Origin of the sequence: Agrobacterium tumefaciens (assembly GCF_005221325.1) — a bacterium.
GTDB lineage: Bacteria > Pseudomonadota > Alphaproteobacteria > Rhizobiales > Rhizobiaceae > Agrobacterium.
In genome coordinates this window covers 2,039,925-2,063,780 of sequence record NZ_CP039888.1, presented here as the reverse complement: position 1 = coordinate 2,063,780, position 23,856 = coordinate 2,039,925, and the positions used below count along the sequence as shown (strand labels likewise).

Genomic DNA, 23,856 nt, shown 5'->3' with positions numbered 1-23,856 from the left:
AGAGAATGGAGCGGCGCCTCTGGTGTCTCCGCCCAACCAACATCACGCCAGAATGCTGCGATCCACATCCGTGATCAGTCTTTTGCCGCAAAGCGCCATGCTGATATCCATTTCCTTGCGGATGATCTCCAGCGCCGTCGTCACGCCCTGTTTGCCATCAGCGCCGAGACCGTAGAGGAAGGGGCGGCCGATATAGGTGCCCCTGGCGCCGAGCGCCACCGCCTTCAGCACGTCCTGACCGGAGCGGATGCCGCCATCCATATGTACTTCCACCTTGTCGCCAACGGTGTCGACGATCTTCGGCAGCATGGCGATGGAGGAATGGGCGCCGTCGAGCTGGCGGCCGCCATGGTTGGAGACGATGATGGCGTCGGCGCCGGTATCGAGCGAGGCGCGGGCATCTTCCTCGTCAAGGATACCCTTGAGGATCAGCTTGCCGCCCCAGCGCTCTTTGATCCATTCGACGTCTTTCCACGACAGGCGTGGATCGAATTGCTCCGCCGTCCAGGAGGAGAGTGATGAGAGGTCAGAAACATTCTTCGCATGGCCGACGATATTGCCGAAGCTGCGGCGTTGGGTGCGAGCCATGTCGAGGCACCATTTCGGCCGTGTCGCCATTTGCCAGATATGTTTCGGGGTGAATTTCGGCGGTGCGGACAGGCCGTTGCGCAGATCCTTGTGGCGCTGGCCGAGGATTTGCAGGTCAAGCGTCAGCACCAGCGCCGAGCACCCGGCGGCCTTGGCGCGGTCGATCAGATTGTTGACGAAATCCCGGTCCTTCATCACGTAAAGCTGAAACCAGAAGGGTTTCGAGGTGACCGAGGCAACGTCCTCGATGGAGCAGATGCTCATCGTGGAGAGCGTGAAAGGCACGCCGAATTCCTCCGCCGCCTTGGCGGCCAGCATTTCGCCATCGGCATGCTGCATGCCCGTCAGCCCGGTGGGGGAGAGCGCCACCGGCATCGAAACCTTCTCACCAACCATTTCGGTGGCGAGTGACCGGTCGGTCATATCCACCAGCACGCGCTGGCGCAGCTTTATCTTGGCGAAATCGTCCTCATTGGCGCGGTAGGTGCTTTCGGTCCATGCGCCGCTATCGGCATAGTCGAAAAACATTTTTGGCACACGGCGCTGAGCCTGTTTCTTCAGGTCCGCTATGGTCAGGATTTTGCCCATGGATAAAGCCTTCACATTTGAATGATGACTTCGCATAACATGGATGTGGCGGTCACGACATCAAAATCGACGGATTTCCATCACCAGAATGCCCGCAAAAACAGCTCGGCTCCCAGTATGAGCAGGCAGATGAGAAACCAGCGCCGGAATGTCGCCGGGCTGACGACGTAACGGATTTTCTGGCCAAGCCACATGCCGAGGAGCGCAGGCAGGACGGCGAGTGCTGACAGTGACAGATGCTCGACGTGAAAAGCATTCTGGGAGGCAAGGCCGGCAGCCAGTGCGACGGTGGAGACGGTGAAGGAAAGGCCCAGCGCCTGCACCAGATCATCGCGGTTGAAACCGAGCGACTGGATATAGGGCACGGCGGGCACGACGAAAATTCCGGTGCCGCCGGTTAGAAGGCCGGTTGCCAGCCCCATGACCGGGGAGAGCTTTGGTTCCAGCCTTGCCGGAATCGAGACCGGTCTGGCAAACAGGCTGTAGGCCGCGTAAGCCGCAAGGCAGAGGCCGAGCGCCGAGGTGGTCCAGACGCCGGTGCCTGATGTCATCAGCCGGATGCCAAGCAGCGTTCCGATCGCGATGGCGATCATCATCGGCCACAGCCGCTTCACGATGGCCCGGAAATCCGGTCCGGCGAGCAATTGCCAGATATTGGTGATGAAGGAGGGCAGGATGAGCAGCCCTGCGGCGATGACCGGCGGCATGAAGAGGCCGAGCACGCCCATGGCAACGGTGGGCAGTCCCATGCCGGTCACGCCCTTGACGATGCCCGCGATGATGAAAGTCGTGAGGACCATGAACAGGGTGGTTGTGTCTAAAGCCGGCACGGGGCGCTCCAGAGGTCATTCGCGTTTTGGCCGGTGATGCCAGCCAGTCATATGAAGCGAGCGGGTGCGGCACGGTTTCTTCTCCCCGCCGGGGAGAAGGTGGCCCGAAGGGTCGGATGAGGGGGCAACGTTAGCGATGGACCGCACCCTTGCCTCCTCATCCCGCTGCCGCGGACTTCTCCCCGGCGGGGAGAAGAACGACGCGGCACTCGCTCAATCCAATATATGACTGTGTAAGTGAGTCGGCGGCCTTATGTTTCGGCCTCAGCCGAACTATGCCAACACGCTCTTCATCGCCCTGCCGGCCACATAGGTTTCCACCACCGTGCGGTCGTCGCCCATGGTTAGCATCAGGAACAGTTCTTCCGTCAGGCTTTTCACCACTTCCATCTTCAGCGCCATGGCGGGCGTGGAGGAGGCGTTCAGCACCGTGATGTCGGCGTCAGTGCCGGCCTCCAGCGTGCCGATGCGGTCGACCATGGAAAGCGCTTCGGCGTTGCCGCGCGTCATCAGATACCAGCTTTCCAGCGGGTTCAGGCGCTCGCCGAGCAATTGCTGGATTTTGTAGGCCTCGTCCATGGTGCGCAGCATGGAATAGCTCGATCCGCCGCCGATATCGGTGGCGACCGCGATCCGCACCGGCTTTTCACGCCGCTGCAGCTTTTTCATCGGGAACAGGCCGGAGCCGATGAAGAGGTTGGAGGTGGGGCAATGCACGGCCACCGCACCGGTTTCCGACAGTACGTCCGCCTCACGTTCGGAGAGGTGGATGGCGTGGCCGAGCAGCGTCTTGTTGCCCATCAGGCCGTAGCGCACATAGATGTCGGTATAGTCGGTCGCTTCGGGGTACAGCTCGCAGGTATATTTGATCTCGTCCAAGTTTTCCGAGAGGTGAGTCTGGATGAAGAGATCGGGGAATTCCTGCGCCAGCGCTTGGGCGGCTTCCATCTGCTTCGGGGTGGAGGTTATGGCGAAGCGCGGCGTGATGGCGACGTGGTTGCGGCCCTTGCCGTGCCAGTCGGCGATGACGGCGCGCGTCTCGTCATAGGAGGTTTCCGGCGTGTCCAGCAGGCCCTGCGGGGCGTTGCGGTCCATCATCACCTTGCCGCCGACCATCAGCATGTTGCGCTTCATGGCCTCAGTAAAAAAGGCGTCGGCGGAGGTTTTATGCACGGAGCAATAGGCAGCGGCCGTGGTGGTGCCGTGGCGCAGCAGCTCGTCGTAAAAATGCGTGGCGATGCGCTGGGCATGGGCACTTTCGACGAAGCGGCATTCTTCCGGGAACGTATAGGTGTTCAGCCATTCCAGCAGATTGGCGGCATAGGAGCCGATGACCTGCATCTGCGGGAAATGCAGGTGCATGTCGATGAGGCCGGGCACGATGAGATGCGGACGGTGGTCCTTTTCCTCGATGTCATCAGGCGCTGTCTCACGGATATCGGCGTATTCGCCGATGGCGGCGATCTTGCCGTTTTCGAGCAGCAGGCCACCATCTTCGATATAGAGATAGCTTTGCGTATCGTCGATGGAGAGCGGCGCGCGGCGGAAGCTCAGCAGGCGGCCACGCAGCAGAACCATGCTCATTCAGTCTTTCCTTCGGCTTTTCCAGCCCCGGAAACCGCGCTTTCATACCAGGCGGTCAGCACTTTGCGCTCTTGCGGGGTGATGGCGGTGATGTTGCCGGGAGGCATGGCATGGCTGCGGCCGGCTTGCAAATAGATTTCGCGCGCATGGGCGGCGATCTGTTCGTCGGTTTCCAGCTTCACCGATTTCGGCGTGAAGGGCACGCCTTCCCACACCGGTTCGGCGGCATGGCACATGGAACAGCGGCCCTGAACCACATCGCGCGCCTTGGTGAAATGGGCGTCGCTGACGAATTGCTGCTGCATGGGGGAAAGGGTCGCTGCCTTCTGCTCCTCTTCGCCGGTCAGCACTTTCGGCACGGTGGAAAGCCACATGATGACGATGAAGATCAGCGCGGTCAAAAGCCAGGTCCATGTCGGCTTGCCCTTGCGGGCATGGGTGGTGTTGAACCAATGGCGGATGGTGACGCCCATCAGGAACACCAACGCCGCAATGATCCAGTTGAACTGCGTGGCGAAGGCCAGCGGATAATGGTTCGACAGCATGAAGAAGATGACGGGCAGCGTCAGATAGTTGTTGTGCAGCGAGCGCTGTTTGGCGATGCGGCCATATTTCGGATCCGGCGTGCGCCCGGCGATCAGGTCTGCGACGACGATCTTCTGGTTGGGAATGATGATGAAGAACACGTTTGCCGACATGATGGTGGCGGTAAATGCGCCGAGATGCAGGAACGCGGCGCGGCCGGTGAAGACCTGCGTATAACCCCATGCCATCGCCACCAGCGCGACATAGAGCACCACCATCAGGCCCCAGGTATTGTTGCCGAGCGGCGATTTGCAGAGAAAATCATAAAACAGCCAGCCGATGGCCAGCGATGCCAGCGACAGACAGATGGCCTGGAACTGGGTGAGATCAAGCACGGAATGGTCGATGAGGAACAGGTCCGCGCCGCCATAATAGACGATACAGAGCATGGCAAAACCGGAAAGCCAGGTGACGTAGCTTTCCCATTTGAACCATGTCAGGTGCTCGGGCATCCGGGCAGGGGCGACCAGATATTTCTGGATGTGGTAAAAGCCGCCGCCATGCACCTGCCACTCCTCGCCATAGGCCCCCGGCGGCATATCCGGGCGTTTGACCAGCCCCAGATCGAGTGCGATGAAATAAAAGGATGAGCCGATCCAGGCGATGGCGGTGATGACGTGGAGCCAGCGGACGGCAAAGGCCATCCATTCCCACGCAATGGCATATTCGTACATGCGGTTCCCCTGATCCTTGTGCAGCGCACCTTGCGAGAAATTTGACCGTTAGGAAAGGGAAAAGCAGCGGTCGGGGAGTGATTGTTCACAATCCGGTGCGTTCATGTCCACAACCCGGTTCGGGCTGCAAGGTATCGCGGTAGGCCCGGTAAAGTTGCAATGCGCGCTTCCTGCCGCATAGTTTGTGCTTAGCTGGCTAACGCGACTCAGCTATTATTCTGTGAGCGGCCCGCCGATGTGCTAAAATATAGGGCTGCGGAGCTTTTAAGCTCCCATGACATGTTTCGCTGGCGGTTATTCCGAAGGCGGGCGCTGCAAACCCTGGGGCGGGGGCAGATCAGGGGGCAGGTGTTGCAGTTCCCGGTACCATTGTGTCCGGGTGCGGGTTGATGTGTGAAATTTTGAAGGGACGCAATGACCTTCCGGCAGCCGCCGTTGTTTTCAACGGAGACCATGCCGATGCGCCTTGTTCTGACGGTTCTCTTTCTGCTCCTGGCGGTCACCGCCACAGCACTTGCTCATGAATCCCACAAGGGGTTCAAATATGAAAGCTATTGTTGCAATGGCGACGCCGAAACCGGCGACTGCCAGATGATCCCCACACGCAGCGTTCGTATCACGCCCGACGGTTACGAGGTTTCGCTCGCGCCCGGCGATCACCGCATGGTCACGCGGCGTCATTTCTTCAGCTGGTCGCAGAGCGAGGCAAGACGATCCGAAGATGGCGAATATCATCTCTGTCTGTTTCCGGACGAGGATACGCCGCGCTGCTTTTATGCGCCGGACATGGGGTATTGAGGCAGCTGCGGTGGCCGGCTTTCTTCGATCCGTTTCAATATCCAGTCGCGAAACAGTTTTATCTTGCGGATGTTCCTGCGGTTTTCGGGATAGACCAGCCAGTAGTTCTTGCCTTCGCTGCTGAGGTGCTCGAAGGGCTGGTAAAGGCGGCCGAGCGCGATCTCGTCGGCATAGAGTTCCGGTGTGAGCATGGCCACCCCCTGATTGGCGATTGCCGCGGCGGCTTCGAAGGCCTGTACATTGAGGCGGCTGCGCGGATAACGGTCAAGGCCCGGATTTTCGACGCCCACCTCACGAAACCACTGGCTCCACCAGATATCGCCGGGATCGATGATCCGCAGGCGCAGCAGATCTTCCGGCTTGTGCAATCCGCCGATGCTCTCGGCGAGGCTCGGATGTAGCATCGGCGTATAAACGCCGCGCAGCAATTGATGATAGGTCAGCCCCTTGCCATCGTCGCGGCTCCAGCGAATGGCGACATCACAGTCGGACTGGGAAAAATCGATCAATGCGCTTGATGTATCGAGCCGCACCGCGATCGAGGGGTGCTCGAGCTGAAAGGCCCCTAGGTGCCGCGACAGCCAGCGCGAGGCGAAAGTGGCGGTGGAATGGATGGTCAGGGTGGCGTCCGAAGTGTCGCGAATAGTGTCGACGGCCTCCTGCAGGCTGTTGAAGGCTTCCGCCACCCTCGGCGCCAGTTTGTGTCCGGCCTCGGTCAGCAGAACCTGCCGCGCTTTGCGGATGAAGAGCGGCTCACCGATGTTCTCCTCCAGCAGCTTCACCTGATAGCTGACAGCCGTCTGCGTCATGCCCAGCTCTTCACCGGCCTTGGTGAAACTCAGATGTCTTGCTGCGGCATCGAACACACGCAGCGCATTCAGCGGAAACTGGCGAGACATCTTCATGGATAAGCTCTCTTTATGCTAACCCCCCAAACGTTTCATTGGTTTTTATCCGGAAATCAAGTCATTTTCAGTTTCATAGATCAACTGAGCTTCTGAAAATTCGGATGGAGATGAACATGCGCACAGCATTCTTGCGCGCGTGGTCCCGCCTGCGCGCGGGTCTGCGGACAGCGGAACATTTTGCTTTTGAGAGCTTTCGGCCGGACAATCTGGCCGATGAAAGCCTGCCTGATGCGTTGAAGCGCGATCTCGGCCTCAGGGATGGGCGGGCTGGTGTTTGCGGGGATTCCCAGTTTCGGTGGCAGAAAGCGCTTGAAGCAACTCGGCTGCCACAAGGGCCGCTATGACGGCGGGACGCTTGTCCCTGACGCCTGTGCCACCGATGGGCAGCGTCAGTCTTGCAAGGCCGGAAGCGGGCTCTGCCTGATCCGCCAGCCAATGGGCGAAGGTGGCGCGTTTGGTCTTCGAACCGATCATGCCGACATAGGCGAGATCATTGCGGGCAAGCGCCTCCTTCGCAATCAGGAAATCGAGCGCATGGTCGTGGGTAACGATGATCGCCGCGCCATTGGCCGGGATTTTTGCGATGAGCGCTTCTGGCACGGGTGTGAGTACGGATGCGACCGTCGCTGGAAGATCGCGCAACTCGCTTTCACGGGTTTCCACTACCGTCAGTGTCAGGGGCAGCAGCGACAGCGCCTGGGCCAGTGCCTTGCCGACATGGCCCGCGCCGAAAATGAACACGGCACGCTGCTGTTCGGCTTCGACCTTTAGCCTTGCTTCGAGCGCGGCCGCGATCTGCGTCGTTATCAGCCTGAAGCGGATGAGGGTGCGGCCGCCGCAGCACTGGCCGATTTCCGGCCCGAGCGGAATATCCATGCGGTCTTCGGCGACACCTCTTCGCAACATGGCGCGTGCGTGGTCTATCGCCATATATTCGAATTGCCCGCCGCCGATGGTTTCCCACAAGTCGTCCTGTGAGACGAGCATGAAGGTGCCGGCCTCGCGTGGTGAGGAGCCTTTGACGGCCTCGATTTCCACGAGAATTGCGGGGGTGGAGCGGGTGAGGAAATTGGTGAGTGGGGTGTCAGGCATTGGCGCTGGCATTCTCACACCTTCTTCAACCGTTCCACCGCCATCAGCACCCGCTCCGGCGTTGCCGGTGCATCGAGGCGCGGGCAGACCTTGTAATCGGCGACGGAGGCGACGGCCATGGAGAGGGCTTCGAGAACCGAGATCGCCAGCATGAAGGGCGGTTCGCCCACGGCCTTGGAGCGGCCGATGGTGGGCTCGGCATTTTCCGCCCATTCCGCCAGCTTGACGTTAAAGCTCTTCGGCCGGTCGGAGGCGAGCGGGATCTTGTAGGTGGAGGGCGCGTGGGTGCGCAGCCGCCCCTTGCCGTCCCACCATAATTCCTCCGTCGTCAGCCAGCCCATGCCCTGTACGAAGGCGCCTTCGATCTGGCCGATATCGATGGCCGGGTTCAGTGACTTTCCCACATCGTGGAGGATATCGGTGCGTTCCATCAGGTATTCGCCGGTCAGCGTATCGATCGATACTTCCGAGCAGGCCGCGCCATAGGCGAAATAATAAAACGGCGTGCCGCGACCGGCGGCGCGGTCCCAGTGGATTTTCGGCGTCTTGTAAAAACCGGCGGCGGAGAGCTGCACGCGGGCGAAATAGGCTCGTTTGATGAAATCATTGAAGGCGATTTCCTCAAGGCCGATGCGCACCCGGTTCGGCAGGAAGACAACCTCTTCTTCCGGCACGTTCCAGTTCTCGGCGGCGAACTTGACCAGCCGCTCGCGGATCTGACGCGCGGCGTCATACGCCGCCATGCCGTTGAGGTCGGTGCCGGAGGAGGCGGCGGTGGCTGACGTGTTCGGCACCTTGCCGGTGGTCGTGGCTGTTATCTTCACCCGGCCGATATCCACCTGGAAGGCATCGGCCACCACCTGCGCCACCTTGGTGTAAAGGCCTTGGCCCATTTCGGTGCCGCCGTGGTTCAGGTGGATGGAGCCGTCATTATAGATATGCACCAAGGCACCCGCCTGATTGAAGGCAGTCATGGTGAAGGAGATGCCAAATTTGACAGGGGTGAGCGCAATGCCCTTGCGGATGATCGGGCTGGTCTTGTTGAACTCGATGATCGCCTCGCGTCGCGCACGATAGTCGCTGGATGTCTCCAGCTCCTCGACGATGCGGGCGATGATGTTGTCTTCGACTTCCTGATGATAGGGCGTCGTGGTGCGGCCGGAGCCGGTCTCGCCGTAGAAATTCAGTTTGCGGATATCGAGCGGGTCCTTGCCGACGGCATAGGCGATTTCCTCGATGAAACGTTCAGCCCCCAGCATGCCCTGCGGGCCGCCGAAACCGCGAAAGGCGGTGTTGGAGACCGTGTGGGTTTTCAGCGGCCGCGAGGTGAGGTGCACATGCGGATAGAAATAGCTGGAATCCGCATGGAACAGCGCGCGGTCCGTGACCGGGCCGGACAGATCGGAGGAAAAACCGCAGCGCGCGGCATAGGTGGCGTCGACGGCGTGGATGCGGCCTTCTTCATCGAAGCCCAACTCGTAATCGACGCGGAAATCATGGCGCTTGCCGGTGGCGCTCATGTCCTCGTCGCGGTCCGGACGGATTTTCACGGCCCGGTTCAGCTTCTTGGCGGCGATGGCGCAGAGTGCTGCAAACTGGTTGCCTTGAGTTTCCTTGCCGCCGAAACCGCCGCCCATGCGGCGCACCTGCACCGTTACGGCATTTGACGGCACCTGAAGAATATGGCTGACGATGTGCTGGATTTCGCTCGGATGCTGGGTGGAGCTCCACAGCGTCACCTCGTCATCCTCACCCGGCACGGCCATGGCGATGTGGCTTTCGAGATAAAAATGCTCCTGCCCGCCGATCCGCATGGTGCCGGTGAGGCGGCGGGGCGCGACATCCATTTCGATCTTGGCATCGCCGCGCGTCAGCGTCATCGGATCGATGACGAGGGCGCCGCCATTTTCTATAGCCGTGTCGATATCGGTGAAATGCGGCAGGTCTTTATAGGTGATCTTTGCCTTGCGCGCCGCCTTTCTGGCGATATCGCGGGTTTCGGCAAAGACCGCAAAAATCGGCTGGCCGTGGAATTCGACCTTTGTCTCGGCCAGCAGCGGCTCGTCGTGACGACCGCCGGAGGAGATATCGTTTTCGCCGGGCACATCCTTGCCAACCATCACCCAGAGCACGCCCGGTGTGGCCTCCACTTCGGAGAGGTCCATAGAGATGATTTCGGCATGGGCACGGTCGGCAAGGCCGAGTGCGCCGTGGACGAGGCCGGCGGGTTCAGGGATGTCATCGATATATTCGGCGCTGCCGGTCACATGCTTATGGGCGGAATCGTGCCGAAGCGAGGTATGCATGGGGCCGTCGATTTCGGTCTTGGTCTTGTCGAAGCTTGTGGTGTCCATGGTTCAAACCTCCTCCAGCGTGAAGCGCGCAAGTTCCTGCTTTTCGCCTGATGTCTCGAGGAAGAACCGCGTCAGCAGGTTCTTGGCCGTCAGCTGTCGGTATTCTGCGGTGGCGCGCCAATCCGTCAGCGGGGTGAAATCCTCATCCAGTGCATCGCGCGCCGCGTCGATCGTGTCCTGCGACCACGCCTTGCCGAGAAGCGCGGCTTCCAGATGCGCGGCCCGTTTCGGCGTGCCGGCCATGCCGCCGAAGGCGATGCGGATGTCTTCGACCGTGCCGTCAGCGTCGAGCGTCAGATTGAAAGCGGCGCACAGCGCGGAAATATCCTCGTCGCGGCGCTTGGAAATCTTGTAGACGGCGTAGTGGCTTTCCGGCTTCTGGAACGGAATGAAGAGCTTTTCGACAAATTCGCCGCTCAGCCGGTCCTGTCTGCCATAATCGATGAAATAACTTTCCAGCGGCAGGGTTCGGTTGCCGGAGGAAGAGCGCAAGGTGAGCGTCGCGCCCAGCGCGATCAGCGCCGGTGGGGTGTCGCCGATGGGTGAGCCGTTGGCGATATTGCCGCCGATGGTGCCCATATTGCGTACCTGCTCGCCGCCGAGACGGTCGAACAGCCGGGCGAGCGGCGGGAAGTGTTCTGCAACGGTCTTGAAGGCCTGGCTGTAGGTGACGCCGGCACCCAGCGTGATGCCGTCTTCACCCACGGTGGTGGTCTGCAAGTCCCCGAGATTGTTGATGAAGATGACAGGGTTCAGCGCCCGCATCTGCTTCGTCACCCACAGGCCGACATCGGTGGAACCGGCGACGATGGTCGCCTTCGGTTCCGTGGCGTAAATCTCGGTCAAATCAGCAAGCGTCGCCGGAATGATGGTGCGCTCCTTGCCTCTGACGACGGTGATCGTCTCGTTTTCTCGGACCGCCCAGAGCCTTGCCATGATGTCGGTGCGGTCCCGTTGCAGCGGGTCGAACAGTGCGCTCGGGCGGGCTGCGGCGATTTTTTCGGCGGCCTTCACGATCGGCTCATAGCCCGTGCATCGACAGAGATTGCCTTGCAGAGCCTTTTCGATATCGGCGCGGCCGGGGTTTTCGCTTGATAGCCACAGGCCATAAAGCGACATGATGAAGCCCGGCGTGCAGAAACCGCATTGCGAGCCGTGGAAATCCACCATGGCCTGTTGCACGGGATGCAGCGTGCCGTCGCGGGCAGCCAGATGCTCCACCGTGACAATATGGGTGCCGTGCAGCGAGCCTAAAAAACGGATGCAGGCATTGACGCTTTCGTACCGCAGCGAACCATCAAGCAGCCGCCCGACCAGCACCGTGCAGGCGCCGCAGTCGCCTTCCGCACAGCCTTCCTTTGTCCCGGTCAACCGCTTGCTGATGCGGAGGTAATCGAGAAGCGTATCCGTCGGTCCGAAATCCTTAAGCGAAATCGTTTCGCTGTTGAGGATGAAGCTGATCGCGTCTTTCATGCAATGCCCTGCTGTTTTGACCGGCTGCCGAGCCGGTTTCTTGTCATTGTCTAGAGCACGTCCGATTTACACGAAATCGGACGTGCTCTATCTCTTTGTTTTAGCGCATTGTCCGGACGTAAAACCGCTACGCACTTTTACTGGAAATGCTTTATGCCCATCTATGCACGGCCGCGCGTGCATATCGATTTCCGTTTTGGCAATTCATTGTTTCCATAACGGAAAGAAAATCCGGCAATTATTGCGCCGTCCAGCCGCCATCCACGGAAATATGCGTGCCGGTGATGTTGCTTGCCGCGTCGCTTGCCAGAAAGATGGCGGCGGCGGCGACGTCATCGACGGTGACGAATTGCTTGGTTGCCTGCAATTCCAGCATCACGTCGTTCTTTACCGCCTCTTCGCTGATGCCACGCACCTTGGCCATTTCGGGTATCTGCTTTTCAACCAGCGGCGTCAGCACATAGCCGGGACAGATGGCGTTGACGGTGACGCCGGTCTGCGCAAGTTCGAGCGCTGCCGTCTTCGTCAGGCCCATGATGCCGTGTTTGGCCGCCACATAGGCCGATTTGAACGGCGAGGCGACGAGACCATGGGCCGAGGAAATGTTGATGATGCGGCCCTTGCCGGCCTTTTTCATCAACGGTATCGCGGCGCGCATGGTATGGAAGGAACTGGTCAGATTGATGGCGATGATCCAGTCCCATTTTTCCGTCGGGAACTCTTCGATGGGCGCGATATGCTGGATACCGGCATTGTTGATGAGGACATCCACAGAGCCGAGTTTTTCGTGCGAGGATTGAATGAGATCGGCGATCTCGTCCGGTTTCGTCATATCCGCGGGGTGGTAAAGCACGCGCCCGCCGCTTTCGGCTTCCAGTAGAAGGCGCAGTTTTTCGATCTCGTCTTCGTCGCCAAAGCCGTTCAGCACGATATTGGCGCCCTCCCGCGCAAATCTTTGCGCAATGCCAAGGCCGATGCCGCTTGTGGAGCCTGTCACGATAACTGTCCGATGCATGCTTTCCCCTTTTTGCATTACTTCGCACATATTTAAGCAGGTTATGCCCAAAGGGGGCGGGCTGGCAATCGCCATTTGAGGCGTCATTTCGGGGAAGGGTGGCGGCGCGTTAAAACCGGCTGCGCCCATCCATTTTTTCGAAGCTAAGCTTCCAGATTTTGCGTTTGTGTGATGGACCCTCCGTCCCTATCTCTCAGGCAAGCAAACAGAGGTATCGTTTATGGAACTCGGTCTTTATACATTCGCGGATGTCAATCCCAATCCTGCCGATGGCCGCGGGCCGGAAGGCGCGCGCCGGCTGCGGGAATTGCTTGAGGAAATCGAACTCGCCGATCAGGTTGGGCTCGATGTGTTCGGGTTGGGGGAACATCACCGCCCGGACTACGTCGTTTCCTCACCCTCCACCGTGCTTGCCGCGGCGGCGGTGAAGACGAAGAACATCCGACTGACGAGCGCCGTCTCGGTACTGAGCTCGGATGACCCGGTGCGCGTATTTCAGCAATTCGCCACGGTCGATCTTCTGTCGAACGGTCGTGCCGAGATCATGGCCGGGCGCGGTTCCTTTATCGAATCCTATCCGCTGTTCGGTTACGATCTCGAAGATTACGACGTGCTGTTTGCCGAAAAGCTCGATCTGCTGCTGGCGCTGCGCGAACAGGAAGTCATCACCTGGTCCGGCACCAAACACCCGGCCATCAACGGGCGCGGCGTTTATCCGCGTCCGCTTCAGGAGCGTCTGCCGGTGTGGATCGCGGTGGGCGGCACGCCGCAATCGGTGGCGCGGGCCGGCGCCATGGGCCTGCCGGTGGCGCTTGCCATCATCGGCGGCGAATATCGCCGCTTTGCACCGCTGTTCGATCTTTACCACGAGGCCGCTCGCCGGGCTGGCCAGGAAAAGACGAAGCTGCGCACCAGCATCAACGTCCATGGTTTCATTGCCGATACCACGGACAAGGCTGCTGACCAGTTTTACGGCCCGCAGGCGGAAGTGATGAACCGCATCGGCCGCGAGCGCGGCTGGGGACCGACGAACCGTGCGCATTTCGATGCGGCGCGCGGGCCGGAGGGCAATCTCTTCCTCGGCGAGCCGGAGCTGGTGGCGGAAAAGATCATCAAGGCGCATGGCGTTTTCAAGAATGATCGCTTCCTGCTGCAGATGGCCATCGGCCTGATGCCGCACGATCAGATCATGCGCGGCATCGAGCTTTATGGTACGAAAGTCGCCCCTGTTGTCAGAAAAGAATTGACGGGGAGTGCCGATCCGGTGAAAGCCACGGCCTGATGATTACCAAGGCGGGCGTTTTCAGACCCGCCATGCAGAACGACGGACAGAGACATGGTCATTTCCACCGAAGAAGAACTTGATCTGCTGAAGGATATCGGCCGCCTGTGTGCGGTTGCCATGCAGACCATGGCGGACGCGCTGGAACCCGGCATCACCACGGCCGAACTGGATGCGATCGGCCGCAAGGTGCTGGAGGATAACGGCGCTCAATCGGCGCCGGAGTTCTGCTACAAATTTCCGGGTGCGACCTGCATCAGCGTCAATGAGGAAGTGGCCCACGGTATTCCGGGGCCACGCATCATCAAGGCGGGCGATCTCGTCAATATCGATGTCTCGGCGGTGAAGAACGGCTTTTTCGGTGACACAGGCTCGTCTTTCGCCGTTCCGCCGGTGAAGAAGGACATCGAGCGGCTGTGCCGTGATGGCAAACGTGCCATGTGGACGGGCCTGCAGCAGGTGAAAACCGGGCGGCCATTCGCCGATATCGGCAACGCCATCGGGGCTTTTGCCAAAAAGAACCGCTACACGCTGATCACCAACCTCGCCAGCCACGGCATCGGCCGTTCGCTGCATGAGGAGCCGAAGGAACTGGCGACCTGGCCGGACAAGGACGAGCGCCGCATCATGCAGGAAGGCATGGTGTTCACCGTCGAGCCGTTTCTTTCGACGGGCGCCTATTGGGCCGAAGACGGCGACGATGATCCATGGACGCTCTACAGCGACCCGAGCGCGCCGACGGTGCAATATGAGCATACCGTGGTGGCGACGAAGAACGGGCCGCTGGTGCTGACGCTTGCGGAGTGACAACCTTCTTTTGCCGCCCTTGTGTTCGCAGTCGGAGCGAAGCAGCAACATCCGAACACTCATGACCGATAAAGACCGCTTATAACGCCGATCAAAATAACTCGCTTGTCGCTTATCCAGCCGGTTGCGATAAGCCGTGCATGAGCATCGACAAGCCACTTTCCGCCAGACATCTGACCGCGCTCGGTTTCGCCGGAGCCCTCATGATGGCCTCCGCCATGGGTTTCGGCCGCTTTTCCTTTACCCCCATCCTGCCCGGCATGATGGCTGATGTGCCGCTCTCGGCAGGGGATGCGGGGATTGTCGCGGCCGGAAATTTCGCGGGTTATCTCGCGGGTGCGGTTCTCGCCGCCTCTTCCTGGGGGGCGGGGCGGGAGCGGCTGGTTGCCCTTTGCGGCCTGTTTTCCACGGCTGCGCTGCTGCTTGCCATGGCCGCCTTCAACTCCGTTGCGGCTTTCACCGTCATCCGGTTTCTGGCGGGCGTCGCCAGTGCAATGACCATGATCTTCACTTCGCAGATCGTCATCGGCCATGCCGCAAAAGCCGGCAGGGACAGTGTGCAGGCGCTGCATTATGGCGGGGTGGGCGCCGGTATCGCGATTTCCTCGCTGGCGGTCTATCTGATCGGCGTGGTTTTTGAAGGCGGCGGCTCCTCGTGGAGAGAGGAGTGGATCGCCGGTGCCGTCTTTTCCTTCATCACGTTTCTTCTCGTTTTCCGGGTGCTGCCCGCCGGCCCGCCGCGGCATGCATCCTCAGTGGCTGAGCCGCCGCTTAGCTGGACGCGACCGCTGTTCCTGACGACGCTGGCCTATGGGCTGTTCGGTTTCGGTTACGTCATTACTGCCACCTTCATCGTGGCGATTGCCCGCATGGCGGCGGCCGGCGCTTTCGTGGAATTCCTGGCCTGGTTCATCACCGGCTGCGCTGCCGCCGTTTCGCTTTTCCTGTGGAAACCGGTCCTGAAGTCACAGGGGCTGAAGCGGGCTTTTGTGATCGTTCTCGCCGTCGAGGCTGTCGGCGTCTTTGCCTCCGTGATGCTGCCGCCGGTGGCCGGCGTGCTGGCCGGCGGCCTGCTTCTCGGGCTGACCTTCATGGTCATCACCGCCTATGGCCTGCAGCTTGGCCGGGAATTTGCCGGACCGAGCCCGCGTCGCGCTTTTGCGCTGATGACTGCCGCCTTCGGCACGGGCCAGATCGTCGGGCCGCTTGCCGCCGGCTGGATTGCCGAGGTGACGGGAAGTTTCACCGCACCCAGCATTCTCGCTTCCGCTGTGCTTGTCGTCAGCATTCTGCTGATGCTGCCGGTGCTTGCCACGGAAGGGCGGCGGTAGCCCGCCATCCGCCTTTTCGTTTCTCTCGGGTGATATCTGCGATATTTTGTGGGGATCGATCCACCGTTTGTGTCTTACATCTTGTTAAGGTGGCTGCTTCGTCGTTGCTGTGCACAAATTTCTGCCCTAGGTTCGGGCCATCTAGTGCTTCGCCAATAATGGCTGACTTCAAACGCGCGTGAGTCCAACAACGTGTTTCATTCCTTCTTTCCAAAGCCGAAACTGTTCTTCACCTCTGCCTTCGTCTGGACAATGGCCATGATTGGGCTGTGGTATGCAGGCGCCCGCAACTGGGGTGCGACAATCGGCTTGCCGCCGTTGCCGGAGGGGCAGGCGCCAGCGATCGGCGTCTCGGTGTTCTGGTCCACGCCGTTCCTGTGGTTTTACGTCTATTACGCTGCGGCCGTGCTGGTGTTTGCCGGATTCTGGTTCTGGTACAGGCCGCACCGCTGGCAGAATTGGTCCATCCTCGGTTCCGCGCTCATCGTTTTCGCCACTTACTTTTCGGTGCAGGTCAGTGTCGCGCTCAATGCGTGGTATGGACCTTATTACGACCTTATCCAGCAGGCGCTGGCAAAGACCGCGCCGGTGACCGCCGAGCAGCTTTATATGGGCCTCGTTGGCGTCAGCGGCATTCTGTTTTTTGCGATCACGGTCGGTGTGCTGAACCTATTCTTCGTAAGCCATTATATCTTTCGCTGGCGCACGGCGATGAACGAATTCTACATGGCGAACTGGGATCGTCTGCGCCATATCGAAGGTGCTTCCCAGCGCGTTCAGGAAGATACGATGCGGTTTTCCTCGACAGTCGAGGGGCTTGGCGTCGGTCTGGTGCGCGCCATTATGACGCTTATCGCGTTCCTGCCGGTTCTGTTCACCTTTTCCGAAACGATCAACGAATTGCCGATCATCGGTCAGGTGCCGCATGCTCTGGTCTGGGCGGCTATTTTGTGGTCGCTGTTTGGCACCGGCTTTCTTGCCCTCGTGGGTATCAAGCTGCCGGGTCTCGAATTCCGCAACCAGCGGGTCGAGGCGGCTTACCGAAAAGAACTCGTCTATGGTGAAGACGACGGAAATCGTGCGCAACCAGTCACTGTGGCCGAGCTGTTTGCAAATGTTCGCAAGAACTACTTCCGTCTCTATTTCCACTATATGTATTTCAACGTGGCGCGGATTTTCTATCTTCAGGCAGATAACATCTACAGCCTTATCGTGCTCATTCCATCCATCGCCGCCGGCAAGGTGACGCTTGGTGTTTTCACGCAGATCGGCAATGTCTTCGATCAGGTCCGTGGCTCGTTCCAGTATCTCATCAACTCATGGACAACCATTGTTGAGCTGATGTCGATCTACAAACGTCTGCGCGCCTTCGAAGCTGCGATTGACGACAAGCCCCTTCCTGAAATTGACCAGCGTTATCTGCTGCGGGAGGCGGAAGCCGGAGAGCTGGCGGCCAACAAACCTTGACGGAAAACAAAAAGGGCGACCGATTGGCCGCCCTTTGCATTATACTTGGGGAACTTACCCCTCCGTCTTCTGCTTCCTGCGCGCCTCGATCATTGGCATCGCCTCGGCGTAACTCACGCAGGCGACATCCCCTTTCTGGCAGACTTCGCGCAGCAGCCGCTCATAGGCGTTCCAATAGGCGCCGCCGTTCATCTTCACGAAGTGAAAGCCCATCTGCAGCGGAATGCGCTCGCCATTATATTGCCTGTCGAATGCATTGCGGAATGCCGTGTAGGCGCGTTCCTCAAATTCCGCGGTACGATCTGGCGTTTCGATGCCGATGGAATGGCGGATGAAGAGATTGTAGTCCATGGCGATGATCGGGCGGTTGCCGGGTCCCTCTGGAATGAGTGGCAGGCCGAAATGCTGGATGCCTTCGCGCTCCACCGGCCATTCCGGCCCCTTGGTGATGCTGGTCGCGTCATAAACGAAGCCGTGCTTTTTCTGTGCTGAGGTCAGCGCCGGCCCCTGCGACAGATAGGGGGCGCGGAAGCCATTGATCTTTTTGACCATGTCGCGCCAGCCTTCGGGCTCCTCGCCCTTCTTGCCAATCATCTGCCAGGCATTTTCCAGCGTGCTGGTGAAGGTGGTGAATTCGCCGTCCCATTGTTCGGCGGTCCACTGCCCGCCATCGAAATGGCCGCAGGTGTGGTTGCCGATCTCGTGGCCTTCGCGATAGGCCGCCCAGATGTTTCTGAGCCTCGTCTCCACCTCTTCCGGTGACTGGCCGAAGCCGACATTGGAGCGGCCGGCCTTCTGGCCGGGTCCCTGATAGGTCTTGGCGCTGGTCTTCCTGTCCATGACAAGCGTGCAGGCGAGAAAATAGGTGAAATGCGCACCGACCTGCTTGCCCGTCGCCCGGCTTCGTTCCCACAGCGAATTGTCGCCCGCGCCGTCGAAGGAGACGATGACGAGCTGCTTCGGCTTCTGCGTCTCTTGCGCAAGTGCGGGAAGGGCGGCGAGAAGCGACAGGGAAAAAGCGACAAAGGGGCGAAACATCAGTTATCCGTCATATGAAACACCGTGGCCTTTTGCGGGTGGAATAAGGCGAAGCTTTGAAGTGGCTGGCGTTTTGATGACTTTCAGCCTAATTCCTGTTCTCAACCGCGGTGATCGGGCCGCATTCGTTCCACCGGGGGACCGTGTTCCATGCTTTTTCTCGCACTCTGTCTTGCCTTGTTCCTGCTGACCCATCTTTTGAAGGTGGTCGCACCGCAATTTCGCGCCCGCATGATTGCGGCGATGGGGGAGGGGCCTTTCAAGGGCGTTTATTCCCTCGTCAGCCTCATCACGCTCGGCCTTGTCATCTATGCTTTCGGTGAAGCCCGGCAGGAGACAGGCATGCTCTGGTATCCGCCGGTGTTTATGAGCCATATCGCCGTGACACTGATGCTGCTGGCGATGATCTGTCTGGTCGCCAGCCTCCACCCGGCTGGCCACATCGCCACGAAGACAAAACATCCGCTCATTCTGTCGGTCAAGATCTGGGCGCTCGCCCATCTTCTGGCCAATGGCGAAACCTCCTCGATCCTGCTCTTCGCATCTTTCCTGGCCTGGGGCGTGGTGATGCGGATTTCGCTGAAGCGGCGGGAAAGGGCGGGCGAAAAAGTGGTCCGCGACTTCGTTTCAAGCCGCTATGATCTGGTGGCCATTCTCGGCGGCATCGTTCTTTGGGGTGCTTTCATTCTGAAACTGCACGAATGGTTGATCGGCGTTCAGCCCATCGCCTTGTAGGAAAACGACGTTTCCCCCTTACATATCAGGCAAAATAGGCTAGAAGGCCGACCATGACCCTCGGTCGGCCGCTTTTTGCTGATCCGGGTAAGCGGCTTGGTATGTCCGCGGACGGATGGATCGGGAACGATCTCCGCGCGGGTAACGGAGAATTTGATGGCAAACGAAAATGATACCTTTATCCGCGAAGTGAACGAGCAGATCCGCTCCGAGCAACTGTCGCGCTTCTGGGGCCGGTACGGTATCGTGGTCGTGGGTGCGGCCATTCTCGTGGTTGTCGGTGCTGCGGGCGCCGGCATCTACGAATACTGGAACACCAGCCGCGCTTCCAATTCCGGCGACCAGTTCCTGGCCGCCCTGAAGCTCGCTTCCGAAAACAAGACGGATGACGCGCTGAAGGCCTTTGCCGATCTCGAAACCTCCGGTCACGGCAATTATCCTGTGCTTGCGAAGTTCCGTTCGGCCACGCTGCTGTCGCAGAAGGGCGATGCGGCCGGCGCGATTGCCGCCTTCACCGCCATCGGCAACGACACCTCCGCGCCGCAGGTCTTCCGCGACACCGCCAGGGTGCGCGCGGCCTGGCTTTTGGTCGATAACGGCACCTATGATCAGGTCGTGGCGCTTGCCGAGCCGCTCAGCACTGAGGGCCAGACCATGCGGGCGTCGGCCCGTGAGGCTCTGGGTCTCGCCGCCTACAAGGCCGGCGATTTCGCCAAGGCCAAACAATGGTTCGAGCAAATCATGAGTGACACGCAGGCACCGCGCAACGTGACGAACCGCGCGCAGATCATGCTCGACAATATCACCGCTTCGGGCAAAGCTGCTTAACGCCGCTTCGCCATCCTAAGGAATAACGATCAATGAGCTTCACCGTCGCCATAGTCGGGCGCCCCAATGTCGGCAAGTCCACGCTTTTCAACCGTCTGGTCGGAAAGAAACTGGCGCTGGTGGACGACACGCCGGGCGTGACCCGCGACCGCCGCCCCGGCGATGCGAAGCTCGTCGACCTGCGTTTCACCATCATCGATACTGCCGGTCTGGAGCAATCCGGGCCGGAAACGCTTCAGGGCCGCATGTGGGCGCAGACGGAAGCGGCGATCGATGAAGCCGATGTGACGCTGTTCGTGGTTGACGCCAAGGCCGGGCTGACGCCCGCCGACGAGACGCTGGGCGAAATGCTGCGCCGTCGCGGCAAGCCTGTCGTGCTGGTGGCCAACAAGTCCGAAGCGCGCGGTTCTGACGCCGGTTTCTATGATGCCTTCACGTTGGGTCTTGGCGAGCCTTGCCCGATCTCGGCCGAACACGGTCAGGGCATGATCGACCTGCGCGACGCCATCGTTGCGGCGATCGGCGAAGACGCCGCCTTCCCGCCCGAAGTGGATGAAGCGGAGACGGATATCGTTCTGCCGCGCACTGAGCCCGGCAGCGAGGAAGAGGAAGACGAAGAGCCCGTCTATGACGAGACAAAGCCGCTGCGCGTCGCCATTATCGGTCGACCGAATGCGGGCAAGTCGACGCTCATCAACCGTTTCCTCGGCGAAGACCGGCTGCTGACCGGCCCGGAAGCCGGCATTACCCGCGACAGTATTTCGGTTGAATGGGACTGGCGCGGCCGCACCATCAAGATGTTTGATACGGCCGGCATGCGCCGCAAGGCCAAGGTGACGGAGAAGCTGGAAAAGCTCTCGGTGGCGGATTCGCTGCGCTCCATCCGTTTTGCCGAGACGGTGGTGATTGTGTTCGACAGCACCATCCCGTTCGAAAAGCAGGATCTGCAACTGGTCGATCTCGTCATCCGCGAAGGCCGCGCCGCCGTGCTCGCTTTCAACAAGTGGGATCTGGTGGAAGACCCGCAGGCCTATCTGGCCGATCTGCGTGAAAAGACCGAGCGTCTCTTGCCGCAGGCGCGCGGCATTCGCGCCGTGCCGATCTCCGGCCAGACGGGTTATGGCCTCGACCGGCTGATGCAGAACATCATCGATACGGACAAGACCTGGAACCGCCGCATCTCGACCGCCAAACTCAACCGCTGGCTGGATGCGCAGACCACGCAGCATCCGCCGCCGGCCGTCTCCGGCCGCCGCCTGAAGCTGAAATATATGACGCAGGTCAAGGCCCGCCCACCGGCCTTCATGATTTCCTGCACACGGCCGGAAGCCATTCCGGAGAGCTATACGCGTTATCTGGTCAATGGCCTGCGCAAGGATTTCGACATGCCGGGCGTGCCGATCCGCGTGCATTATCGTGGTTCGGACAATCCGTTCGAGAGCAAGGCGAAGAAGCGGCGGTAAGTCCTGCCGCGGAGATTGCAGAAAGTTATGGCTGACATTCCCATTCGTTGTTCTGCCGTGTCTGTCGTCGTGCTTCGCGAAATCGAAGGCAGGCGCGATGTTCTCTTGCTTCGGCGCAACCACACGCTTGTCGGTGAGTGGTGCCAGATCGTTGGAAGCATCGAAAACGGCGAAAAGGCATGGGAAACTGCCCTGCGCGAGGTTTTTGAAGAGACCGGGCTGACCTGCCGCAAACTATACTCGGCGGATATCTGCGAACAATTTTATGAGGCCGACCGGAATTCTATCGGCATGCTGCCGGTTTTTGTCGGTATGGTGGATTCCGACAGCAACGTCGTGCTGAATGAAGAGCATAGCGCGTTTTGCTGGGTCTCGTTCGAGGATGCGCTGACGATGGTTCCGTTTTCAGGGCAGCGCCATGTGCTGCGGCATATCGAAGCTGAATTCGTGCATCGCACGCCGCTCCATCATCTGCTTGTCGCGTCTGCATGAGCTGAGGCGGCCAGGTTAAAAATCAGGAAAATATCATGCTGATCAAGCAGACGGACTATCACCGGATTTACCGCGTCATCAACAGCCTGCTCATTAGCCAGAATGCCGATCCCGCCTCGGCCTCCATGTATTTCAGCACCTTCGGCGCCTTCATCCTGCAGCAGTATTACAAGGTGAAGGCGGTGCCGAAGGGCGGGCTTGCCGCCTATAATCTCGGCGGAACGGTTCTCTTATTCGCAGATCATCGCGAAGACGGTTATGTGACGGGCGCGGGCGAGAATTTCCATTGCTGGGTCGAGGCCGACGGCTGGACTATCGATTTCATGGCACCCGCTTTTTCTGAGGGTGCCGATGCGCTTTCGGTGCCGGCAAAAATGTTCCAGCGGCCGCTGTCGGCCATGGCGGTATCCATCAATGATCTCGGGCAATCGGGCGATTTCTTCTACCGTTCCGAGCCGGAAGCCACGGCCAGACGTTTTGCCGACTGGCACAAACAGGCGATGATCGGCGATATGGCGAGCGTTGCCGCCAACTGGTTCCGCAAATCCCCAAAGCAGATGGCCGCATCACTTTCGGTGACCGACCGGGACGGTAAGGCGCGGACCGTGCCGCTGACGGGCCAGTCTCTCATTGGTGCTTGGTGAGGAGATCGATCTGATAAAAGGACGGCCAGCGTAATCTCGCGGCAGCCGCCTGACGTCAATCAGCAGCCCGACCCCGTTCTAAAGATAACGGCAGTCGCGTCCTGATCGCCTTGTGACACTCCCGCACCCTTTCGTCCACTCATTCCCTCACAAATCTCGGGGATTGCTCATGCAAGCCGCGAGCGGGATAGAAGCGGCAGCGATTTTCCGGCGGCGTGGATTACATTGTCGAGGAATTGCCGCGAGGCCTTTTCCCAGCTGTAGCTTTTGGAAAGGGCAAGTGCTGCCTGTGGTGAACACTGAAGCGCCGCCAGACAGGCATCGCGCAGATTATTGTCCAGCGCGCCGGCGGCGGGGTTGCCGCCCAGAATGTCGATAGGTCCGGTGACGGGGAAGGCGGCCACGGGTACGCCGCTTGCCAGCGCTTCCAGAATGGTGTTGCCGAATGTGTCGGTCTTCGAGGGGAAAACGAAGACATCGGCCTGCGCATAGGCATCGGCGAGGTCCTCGCCGGTCTTGATGCCGGTGAACAGCACATCCGGATATTTCTCCTGCAATTCATGGCGGGCGGGACCGTCGCCGATGACGACCTTCGATCCCGGCAGATCGAGTTCCAGGAATTCCGGCAGGTTCTTTTCCACCGCCACACGTCCCACCGTCATGAAGATCGGCCTCGGCAGGTCGAACGGCAACGTCGTTTTCGGGCGGGGATGGAAAAGCTCGGCGTCGATGCCGCGGCTCCAGCGCTTGAGGTTGCGCACGCCGCGGGCTTCCAGTTCGGTCTCGAGGCTCGGCGTCGCCACCATGCAGGTGTTGCCGCCATTATGGAACCAGCGCACGAAAGCATAAAGCCAGCTTTCCGGGACCGGAAAACGCGCCGCCACATATTCGGGAAAGCGGGTGTGATAGCTGGTGGAAAACCGCATGCGGTTCTTCACGCACCAGCGCCGTGCCATGAAGCCGAGCGGCCCTTCCGTCGCAATATGCACGAAGGAGGGCTGGCTTTTTTCAATCTCCGCCGCCACACGACGATAACCGGCGACCGACAGGCGGATTTCCGGATAGGTGGGGCAGGGGATGCTGTAAAAACTCTGCGGTGTGACCATGCGCACATCCACGCCCAGCCGCGCCAGTTCGGTATTGGTGTTTTCGATCGAGCGAACCACGCCGTTGACCTGCGGGTGCCAGGCATCTGTGACAATCGTGATTCTCGTCATGAAACACTGATCCTGCTCATCTGCGCACGGGCGAATCCCCATTGCCCGGCTTCTGCCCGTATA

21 protein-coding genes are annotated in these 23,856 nt (G+C 59.9%); 10 read left to right on the top strand and 11 right to left on the bottom strand.

Annotation, left to right across the window (positions count from 1 at the left end):
- Positions 1-42: 42 nt before the first annotated feature.
- The 4 genes from CFBP5499_RS10720 to puuD all read right to left on the bottom strand — a co-directional run bounded on the left by CFBP5499_RS10720 (position 43) and on the right by puuD (position 4,849).
- Positions 43-1,176, bottom strand: coding sequence for an alpha-hydroxy acid oxidase (locus CFBP5499_RS10720; RefSeq protein ID WP_175416683.1), 1,134 nt, complete (start codon positions 1,174-1,176; stop codon positions 43-45).
- A gap of 80 nt (positions 1,177-1,256) precedes the next feature.
- Positions 1,257-1,976 (bottom strand): sulfite exporter TauE/SafE family protein, encoded by a 720-nt coding sequence (locus tag CFBP5499_RS10715; RefSeq protein ID WP_080824519.1) that lies wholly within the window; start codon positions 1,974-1,976, stop codon positions 1,257-1,259.
- A 303-nt stretch (positions 1,977-2,279) separates the two neighbouring features.
- On the bottom strand, positions 2,280-3,590 hold the full coding sequence (gene guaD, locus CFBP5499_RS10710; RefSeq protein ID WP_080824520.1) for a guanine deaminase: 1,311 nt from the start codon (positions 3,588-3,590) through the stop codon (positions 2,280-2,282).
- Entirely contained in the window at positions 3,587-4,849 is a 1,263-nt protein-coding gene (gene puuD / locus CFBP5499_RS10705) for a urate hydroxylase PuuD (RefSeq protein WP_080824521.1), read from the bottom strand. Before puuD ends, guaD begins: the two co-directional genes overlap by 4 nt.
- Positions 4,850-5,308: 459 nt before the next feature.
- Here puuD and CFBP5499_RS10700 point away from each other — a divergent pair, with 459 nt between their 5' ends.
- Positions 5,309-5,647, top strand: a complete 339-nt coding sequence (locus tag CFBP5499_RS10700; RefSeq protein ID WP_175416682.1) for a hypothetical protein — start codon at positions 5,309-5,311, stop codon at positions 5,645-5,647.
- Here the strand turns inward: CFBP5499_RS10700 and CFBP5499_RS10695 are convergent.
- From CFBP5499_RS10695 to CFBP5499_RS10675, 5 genes are all read right to left on the bottom strand, one after another.
- Positions 5,623-6,552: a LysR substrate-binding domain-containing protein gene (locus tag CFBP5499_RS10695; RefSeq protein ID WP_080824522.1), complete on the bottom strand. Its 930-nt coding sequence runs from the start codon at positions 6,550-6,552 to the stop codon at positions 5,623-5,625. The genes CFBP5499_RS10700 and CFBP5499_RS10695 overlap by 25 nt on opposite strands.
- A 255-nt stretch (positions 6,553-6,807) precedes the next feature.
- A complete protein-coding gene (gene xdhC / locus CFBP5499_RS10690) occupies positions 6,808-7,647 on the bottom strand; it encodes a xanthine dehydrogenase accessory protein XdhC (protein ID WP_175416681.1) in 840 nt (279 codons plus the stop codon).
- Between the two features lie 14 nt (positions 7,648-7,661).
- Positions 7,662-10,001 carry a xanthine dehydrogenase molybdopterin binding subunit gene (gene xdhB, locus CFBP5499_RS10685; RefSeq protein WP_175416680.1) on the bottom strand — a complete coding sequence of 780 codons (2,340 nt, stop codon included), beginning with the start codon at positions 9,999-10,001 and terminating at the stop codon, positions 7,662-7,664.
- 3 nt (positions 10,002-10,004) lie between these two features.
- On the bottom strand, positions 10,005-11,474 hold the full coding sequence (gene xdhA / locus CFBP5499_RS10680) for a xanthine dehydrogenase small subunit (RefSeq protein WP_080824524.1): 1,470 nt from the start codon (positions 11,472-11,474) through the stop codon (positions 10,005-10,007).
- 238 nt (positions 11,475-11,712) lie between these two features.
- Positions 11,713-12,489 (bottom strand): 3-hydroxybutyrate dehydrogenase, encoded by a 777-nt coding sequence (locus CFBP5499_RS10675; protein WP_080824525.1) that lies wholly within the window; start codon positions 12,487-12,489, stop codon positions 11,713-11,715.
- A 220-nt stretch (positions 12,490-12,709) separates the two neighbouring features.
- On the opposite strand from CFBP5499_RS10675, the gene CFBP5499_RS10670 reads away from it, so the two are divergent.
- From CFBP5499_RS10670 to sbmA, 4 genes are all read left to right on the top strand, one after another.
- Positions 12,710-13,771, top strand: a complete 1,062-nt coding sequence (locus tag CFBP5499_RS10670) for an LLM class flavin-dependent oxidoreductase (protein WP_080824526.1) — start codon at positions 12,710-12,712, stop codon at positions 13,769-13,771.
- Positions 13,772-13,825: 54 nt separating this feature from the next.
- Complete coding sequence (gene map / locus CFBP5499_RS10665; protein ID WP_080824527.1) at positions 13,826-14,578, top strand: type I methionyl aminopeptidase; 753 nt, start codon at positions 13,826-13,828, stop codon at positions 14,576-14,578.
- Positions 14,579-14,718: 140 nt separating this feature from the next.
- On the top strand, positions 14,719-15,909 hold the full coding sequence (locus tag CFBP5499_RS10660) for an MFS transporter (protein ID WP_080824528.1): 1,191 nt from the start codon (positions 14,719-14,721) through the stop codon (positions 15,907-15,909).
- A 192-nt stretch (positions 15,910-16,101) separates the two neighbouring features.
- Entirely contained in the window at positions 16,102-17,376 is a 1,275-nt protein-coding gene (gene sbmA / locus CFBP5499_RS10655) for a peptide antibiotic transporter SbmA (RefSeq protein ID WP_080824529.1), read from the top strand.
- Between the two features lie 54 nt (positions 17,377-17,430).
- Here sbmA and CFBP5499_RS10650 read toward each other — a convergent pair whose 3' ends face one another.
- Positions 17,431-18,414 carry a polysaccharide deacetylase family protein gene (locus CFBP5499_RS10650; RefSeq protein WP_080824530.1) on the bottom strand — a complete coding sequence of 328 codons (984 nt, stop codon included), beginning with the start codon at positions 18,412-18,414 and terminating at the stop codon, positions 17,431-17,433.
- 150 nt (positions 18,415-18,564) lie between these two features.
- On the opposite strand from CFBP5499_RS10650, the gene CFBP5499_RS10645 reads away from it, so the two are divergent.
- The 5 genes from CFBP5499_RS10645 (at position 18,565) to CFBP5499_RS10625 (ending at position 22,576) form a co-directional block, all read left to right on the top strand.
- The gene (locus tag CFBP5499_RS10645; RefSeq protein ID WP_080824531.1) at positions 18,565-19,149 is read left to right on the top strand and encodes an NnrU family protein; all 585 of its coding nucleotides are present in this window, start codon (positions 18,565-18,567) and stop codon (positions 19,147-19,149) included.
- Between the two features lie 156 nt (positions 19,150-19,305).
- Positions 19,306-19,977, top strand: coding sequence for a tetratricopeptide repeat protein (locus CFBP5499_RS10640; protein ID WP_080824532.1), 672 nt, complete (start codon positions 19,306-19,308; stop codon positions 19,975-19,977).
- A gap of 32 nt (positions 19,978-20,009) precedes the next feature.
- Complete coding sequence (gene der, locus CFBP5499_RS10635) at positions 20,010-21,440, top strand: ribosome biogenesis GTPase Der (protein ID WP_080824533.1); 1,431 nt, start codon at positions 20,010-20,012, stop codon at positions 21,438-21,440.
- A 27-nt stretch (positions 21,441-21,467) separates the two neighbouring features.
- A complete protein-coding gene (locus tag CFBP5499_RS10630) occupies positions 21,468-21,932 on the top strand; it encodes an NUDIX hydrolase (RefSeq protein ID WP_080824534.1) in 465 nt (154 codons plus the stop codon).
- Between the two features lie 35 nt (positions 21,933-21,967).
- A complete protein-coding gene (locus CFBP5499_RS10625) occupies positions 21,968-22,576 on the top strand; it encodes a DUF2026 domain-containing protein (RefSeq protein ID WP_080824535.1) in 609 nt (202 codons plus the stop codon).
- Positions 22,577-22,743: 167 nt separating this feature from the next.
- On the opposite strand, the gene CFBP5499_RS10620 is transcribed toward CFBP5499_RS10625, so the two are convergent.
- Positions 22,744-23,793: a bifunctional monoglucosyl/glucuronosyl diacylglycerol synthase gene (locus tag CFBP5499_RS10620; RefSeq protein WP_080824536.1), complete on the bottom strand. Its 1,050-nt coding sequence runs from the start codon at positions 23,791-23,793 to the stop codon at positions 22,744-22,746.
- Between the last annotated feature and the right edge of the window lie 63 nt (positions 23,794-23,856).